This window comes from Faecalimonas canis (assembly GCF_054601575.1).
Genome location: NZ_BAAHSI010000003.1, coordinates 66,570 through 72,569, shown reverse-complemented (window position 1 = coordinate 72,569; position 6,000 = coordinate 66,570). Strand labels below are relative to the sequence as shown.

At 35.4% G+C, this 6,000-nt stretch carries 6 protein-coding genes and 1 pseudogene; all 7 read right to left on the bottom strand.

The window, feature by feature from the left end; translation table 11 throughout:
- Positions 1–470, bottom strand: a 470-nt coding sequence (locus ACYPXO_RS00750) for a ClbS/DfsB family four-helix bundle protein (RefSeq protein WP_459638833.1), incomplete at its 3' end; no start/stop codon positions are given.
- Between the two features lie 32 nt (positions 471–502).
- Entirely contained in the window at positions 503–1,063 is a 561-nt protein-coding gene (locus tag ACYPXO_RS00745) for an HD domain-containing protein (protein ID WP_016439142.1), read from the bottom strand.
- A 180-nt stretch (positions 1,064–1,243) separates the two neighbouring features.
- On the bottom strand, positions 1,244–1,426 hold the full coding sequence (locus ACYPXO_RS00740) for a hypothetical protein (RefSeq protein WP_054337916.1): 183 nt from the start codon (positions 1,424–1,426) through the stop codon (positions 1,244–1,246).
- Positions 1,427–2,171: 745 nt separating this feature from the next.
- Positions 2,172–3,338, bottom strand: coding sequence for an AlbA family DNA-binding domain-containing protein (locus ACYPXO_RS00735; protein ID WP_459638832.1), 1,167 nt, complete (start codon positions 3,336–3,338; stop codon positions 2,172–2,174).
- Between the two features lie 6 nt (positions 3,339–3,344).
- A pseudogene (locus ACYPXO_RS00730) lies at positions 3,345–4,304 on the bottom strand (bacteriophage abortive infection AbiH family protein).
- A gap of 151 nt (positions 4,305–4,455) precedes the next feature.
- Positions 4,456–5,727, bottom strand: coding sequence for a tyrosine-type recombinase/integrase (locus ACYPXO_RS00725; RefSeq protein WP_459638831.1), 1,272 nt, complete (start codon positions 5,725–5,727; stop codon positions 4,456–4,458).
- Positions 5,690–5,932 carry a helix-turn-helix domain-containing protein gene (locus tag ACYPXO_RS00720; protein WP_009247299.1) on the bottom strand — a complete coding sequence of 81 codons (243 nt, stop codon included), beginning with the start codon at positions 5,930–5,932 and terminating at the stop codon, positions 5,690–5,692. The genes ACYPXO_RS00725 and ACYPXO_RS00720 overlap by 38 nt, the downstream gene beginning before the upstream one ends.
- Positions 5,933–6,000 lie beyond the last annotated feature (68 nt).

Below are 6,000 nucleotides of genomic sequence, written 5' to 3'. Positions count from 1 at the left end.
AAAGGAGCAACAGTATTAACGTGAATGAACTTGTAAACTTCCCATACCGCTGCTTTTGTAGCATCATCGGCCCACTTTCTCATATGTGGTTGAAATAGTTCTTCCTCACTCATTGAGTCAATCATTGTATGGATAGATGTAATATTTTCTTTTAATCTATCTTTCAATTCTGATAATGAAAAATGTGAGTAAGTATCTGTAAACCATTGATATAAATCGCCTAACTGATTCCACTTAAACATATCTGATGGTGTTTTCACTTCAATTCCATGTTTCTCATCATCTTCCCATTTCAAAACTAATGTCGTCCATCCAACTTGATAAGCAAGATTTTCTGCCGGAGTTCTATCTACTTCGATTATTCTCTTATCTTTTAAAGATTCAGGAATATTATCAAATTCAGAGATATACTTTTCAAAGCTTTTATTTATCTCATCTTTTAATTCCTCTTTATCCTTGTATGTTCTCAAAATATCCCCTCCACAAATTCTAATTTAAAATATCAGCACTTGGAAATCTTCTTCATAGTATCTTGTCTAATTTGTTCCCTCAAATCAGACAAGCATTGGGAAAAGCCCACTCTGTCATCCGCATAGGTTAAATTTAATTCAAACTCATTTTCAGACCATGTCGAAATATCAGAAAAATTATGTTGGATCAACGCCTCCAGGCTATCAATTGCTTTATAGATTTTGGCTTCGATTGTCTGCTTTTCTGCCATTTCCTTATACAAGTCTTTCATTTCCTTTTTAGTTGCTTCCGGCAATGTATCTATCCAGGCATTCAGCAGATGTTCTTCTGTATCTTCATGTTCTTTTGTTTTTCTAAATGTAGGAATATCACCCGTAAAACATTCCCCTAGATCATGTATAATACACATTTGGATAATTTTATTTATATCGGCATCTGGAAATTCATTTTTCATAAAAAATGCCATGAGAGTCATCATCCAACTATGTTCAGCAACACTTTCCTGACGTCCTTTCGATGTATAACAATGTCTAGTCGTATCTTTCAACCTCTCTGCTACAGCCAATGCCTGCAATAATTCTTTTTCTTCCATCTTAATTTCTCCTTCAAATCCTGATTTCCTATTTTTATCAGCTTTCTAAATTCTAATTTATCATTTTCTTTCAGTATATCATAATTATAATCTTTCCACAAAACAAAAAATTTTAATTCCTACGGATTTTTCTACAAAGCATATAACCACATATTATTACACTTCATCAAAAAAACTTTCTCACCCTATATTGAAAAATCGTAACTGAATATCCGACATTCTATCCATCAATAGTTTCTCTTTAACAAATATCATCTTAGTACGGTATCCTGTTCCATCTGGTGTAAGTTTTACTACACTTATTATAACTTCAAAAGCAAACGCCCAAACTGCTTTCTTATTAAAAAAACTTAGAAGAGACATTCTCCTCTAAGCCTTTATACTTTATCATAGAATACTTTTTACTTTTATATTTCCTCATGGTCACGATGCTTTTTTCGCTTAAATCCTACCTTTTGAACACAGGATATTACATGTAAAGATTTTACCCCCACTAAAGACTCTTACCTCACCTCATAAACAACCTTCACAAAAACGCCTCTTTTGTTACATCTATATGTAAAGAACTATCTGCTTTTTTACATTTAAAACACGCTATACCAAATTGTAAAGATTTTACTTTCAAATTTATTTATAAAAAAAGCTGTAAGATTCCACTATTAGAATTCTTACAGCTTTCATTCTCATCATGTCACATCCCTAAATTATAATTATTTATCTTGTAACACTCACACAAAAATCTATGGGTTATTTTCGGGTTATTTCTTCCACACAAATACCTTCCAAGTATTGATTTTACTGACTTTTTAAGGAGTTCTTCAAAGAGTGCCGTGGCAGATGAATAGTATTTTTATCATTATATTTTTCCTCCTGAAATGCCTCGTTTTGCCCTATTTTACGCACTTTTTCGGCATTTTTATTATTCTCCACTATTATAAATAATGTAACCAAAATTGCAAAATGGGGCAAATTGATGCCTTGTGTAGTAGTCGATAGTAGTCAAGTAGTAGTCTGTTTAGGGGGTGCAGACTACCGAAGTTTTTGAACCTTTTAACGATAGAAAAGCGAAGGGGGTGCAAAAGATTGAGATCCTAATATCCATAGTCCCTCAACTCTCGTTTTCTTTATTGCTCCTTCTAAACTCTTCCAACATTCTTCTAAGAATCTGCATAGTTCTATATTCTTCACGAAATGCATCCATATTATAACCTGGCAGTTCCTCCATATAAGGAATCCAAATATCATTTGCAAATTCTTCTTTTCTATTCCAATTATTTCTGACATAAATTCTGAATTTCTGATGTTCAGTCTCATTATCAAAAATCAAAATACAATCTTCATATTCATTATGAGCATGTCGCGCCTCATCGCCATCATCTACATAATAAAATTCATGAACTAGGTGATTCAGCTTTCCTTTTATCATATAACGATATGGCACATCCCAGTGATGATATTCTGTAAGTGATATACCATCCCTATCTGGCGTTGCTGTAAAATACCTACCACCATCAAGAATCACACCACCGAGTTCTGCAAGAACAGTCTGATGATAGCAAATTCTTATTTCGCTCCAATGAGGTCTTGGATCAGTTTGCGCAAACAGATAATACTCATAACCAGTCCTTCCATCTTCGGGCTCATAGGTATGGTCAATCGTAAATTCTGGAGCATACTTATAGTATTTCTTATCTTCGCTTGATGGACTGTTTTCCCAGTGTTCAGGGTGCTTCAGATATAATTTCACTTTTTCAATTGGTGAAAGCAACATTCCAAATCTCTTCTTCCAAAGATATTCAACATGATGAAAATCTGCTGATTTATCAGACGGCGTATTACTGTCCTGAAGTCTTACATAGATATTATTAGCAAATATCCCCTTATACTTCTCTTTTAAGAAATAAGGAGTATTTGTGCTATTATGAACCACAATAACATCTACTAGCCCATTAGCCAATTGCACCTGCTCTACAGTCACAACTGGTCGAAAATCACCCGCAAATTTCTTGCCTCTAATAAAATCCGTGAGCATCTGCGTATTCCTACGATTAGTGTCCTGTGTAATATCTTGAATGGTATAATCTCGTTCTTCATCGACACCAATAATAATATAAGCATCTCTATCCACCAAGTTATTGGCCATACAAATGATATCAATAAGCATATCACCGTCCTTATTATCACCATACCATTCTCTCTTGAAATCCCAGTAAGGACCTTCCTGATGCATAGCTATTAGCGTTTTTATTTTATCTATTAATTTCAAAGAAATCACCTACTTTCACCTATCCCAAAAGTTATCACTTTTTAGGAAATATACTTCAAACTTCCTTGAAATACCTGTAATTCCGAAAACGCTTTTCAAGCGCTTAAGGTCATCTTCACTATGATAGTAAACCATCCATTTTGTTTCTGGACGAACTTCATACTGGATTCTATCAAGGTAAGGAACATCAACATCTCCAAAAGACAATCCCAAGCACACAACCTGATTTACATTCCACAAGGCAGAAAAAAAGTCATCGTTTTCACTTATTATTGCATCAGTATCTTTATACATTGACTCGCAAAAATCGGCTGTTGCATTACAGATGCTTTCATACCACTAAACATATTCCTCCTGCGCCTCTTTTGCTTTCCTACGATATGAGTCAATAATATACTTATTTCCATGTCCCATAATAGGCGCTATATCACAACATGACGGAACTCCCCCATGTGGGTGGAATACATAACTAATACCATAAGCACTTTCAAGAGTGTCCGTATAATTAAAGCTCATAAACAAGTCGTTTTTATTATTAATAAGATTATCTTTTTTGCATGTAACCTTTGATGTATCAATAGTTTGTAGCCATTCTAGAACATACATCTGAAGTTTATCAACAAATCCATACTGTTCTCTCCAATATACATCCATAGTATCAATAACACCTTCTGCCGGCATTGTATCTACCATTGAATATGCAGAATCATACATTCCTTCCACATCCGGATGTCCAATTCTCTCTTCAAAACTCCACCACAAATCATCTATGACTCTCTTATCCCATCTTTCTTGAGCCTCTTTCGTATACCAAGGCTCTGTATCATCTAATGGTTGAATATAATACATACTTTCAAAAGTAGTCAAAAATGACTCATGGTTCTCTTTTAAAAATTCTCTAAAAGCAGCATATGGCGTTTTAATTCCATGCGCTATATCAAAGCCATTGCCAAATATGTACAGAGTCTGTAACAAAATCATTCCTCCTGTTTGCTAAAAAACGAATCATTACCATCAAAAGTAACTAACTTCTAATCTGCATCAATTATACTATTTTTCTCGTTCCTGCACAATTCCCAAGCACAAAATAACGCTCAAGGTTTCCCCTGAGCGTCCGCTGCTTATCTTAAACCACTTTGAACATATTCTGTCTCATTGGTTTCTTTCCTTCTGTTTTATCAATTTCTTTTCGCGCTTGATTTAACTCTTCCATACGAATCATTTCATTCTTCGCGTCATCCAAGCCAAGATGTGTATAGGTATTCATCGTAACACCAATTTCCGAATGCCCCATCAAATACTGCAACGTCTTTGGATTCATCCCCGCTTTTGCCTGGTTGCTGCAGTAGGTATGCCTACATACATGAGGTGAAATCTTCGGCATCTGTACTTTGAAAATACTATTGTATCTATTAACAGCGTGTTTAAAACGTTGTTCCCAATGTAATGCCACCTCCGGCATACCCTTTTTATCTCGGAAAAGAAATCCAATATAGCCTCCAACCATAATTTCCGGTAAATCTTTCGGACGGTTGGCAAGAATTGTTTTAAACATTTCATACACATCATCTGTCATTGGAAGTTTTCTTGTTCCTGCATTCGTTTTTGTAGATTCGATATGATACTCCATATGGTTCGTTCTTTGTAATTGATGGTCAATATTTATGATGCGATTCTGCATATCAATGTCTTTAATTGTAAGACCACAAAATTCCGAAATACGAAGTCCTGTATGAAACAAAATGTAAAACACTTCGTAGTACTTGTGGTAAACATTGTCATCATGCACGAACTTCAGGAACTGCTTCATCTGTTCCTTCGTTATTGCCTCTCTTGTATGCTCAGTATTAATAATAACACCAGCAAGCTGAAATCCGAATGGATTCTTCACAAGAATGTCATCATCTACTGCCATCTGAAAGGCGGGTCTTAAAACACCACGTACTGTTTTTATCGTACTTGAACCTCTTCCATCTTGCTGCATCTTGATAAGAAACAGTTTAGCATCAGACGTTTTGACCTCTGCAATTTTTCTGCTGCCAAATGGCTCTTTTGCCATTAAGTTTTTTACATAACTGTAATTGGTAAGTGTGTTAGGTTTGACCCCTGTTCTAGTCTGCAGGTAACGTTCAATTAATTCATTGACCGTCATCTTTCTCCCTAACGGGTCCAGTTTAGAATCTATATCCTGCCTTACCATTTTTTCCAGTTCTCTCAATGAAAGACATGGTTGTTTACCTACTGGCTGTGGATCCGTCGGAACTAATCTCCAACTGTATAAAAACTTTGGTTTACCATCCTCAATATATTTATATTGGTATTTTCCGTTCGCTCTTACTGACTCTCCAGTATGCAGAATTCTATGTTTCCTGTCTCTTCTTTGTCCTTGGCTTGCCATTCGCTAACCCCTCCTTTATTCCTGGTTTGTTTAAGTACTTAACAAACTCTGCTTTAATAATTAACTTACGTGTACCGTACATTGCTAGAAAAGGAAGATTCTTTTCTTCTACAAGGCGGAACAGCTTTCTCCTACTAAGACCGTAGAATTCTGCCGTCTCAATGACAGTCAAAAAGTCCTTATCCGCTAATGATGGTTTACCCATTTTTGTCACCTCCTTTTTTGGTAGTCTATTAATCACTCTAAAGCTCTTAAGAAACGCAGTAGACGTCC

Coding starts and splice junctions, on each gene's coding strand:
- ACYPXO_RS00745 (WP_016439142.1), bottom strand. CDS start 1,063: ATGGAAGAAAAAGAATTATTGCAGGCATTGGCTGTAGCAGAGAGGTTG.
- ACYPXO_RS00740 (WP_054337916.1), bottom strand. CDS start 1,426: ATGTCTCTTCTAAGTTTTTTTAATAAGAAAGCAGTTTGGGCGTTTGCT.
- ACYPXO_RS00725 (WP_459638831.1), bottom strand. CDS start 5,727: ATGGCAAGCCAAGGACAAAGAAGAGACAGGAAACATAGAATTCTGCAT.
- ACYPXO_RS00720 (WP_009247299.1), bottom strand. CDS start 5,932: ATGGGTAAACCATCATTAGCGGATAAGGACTTTTTGACTGTCATTGAG.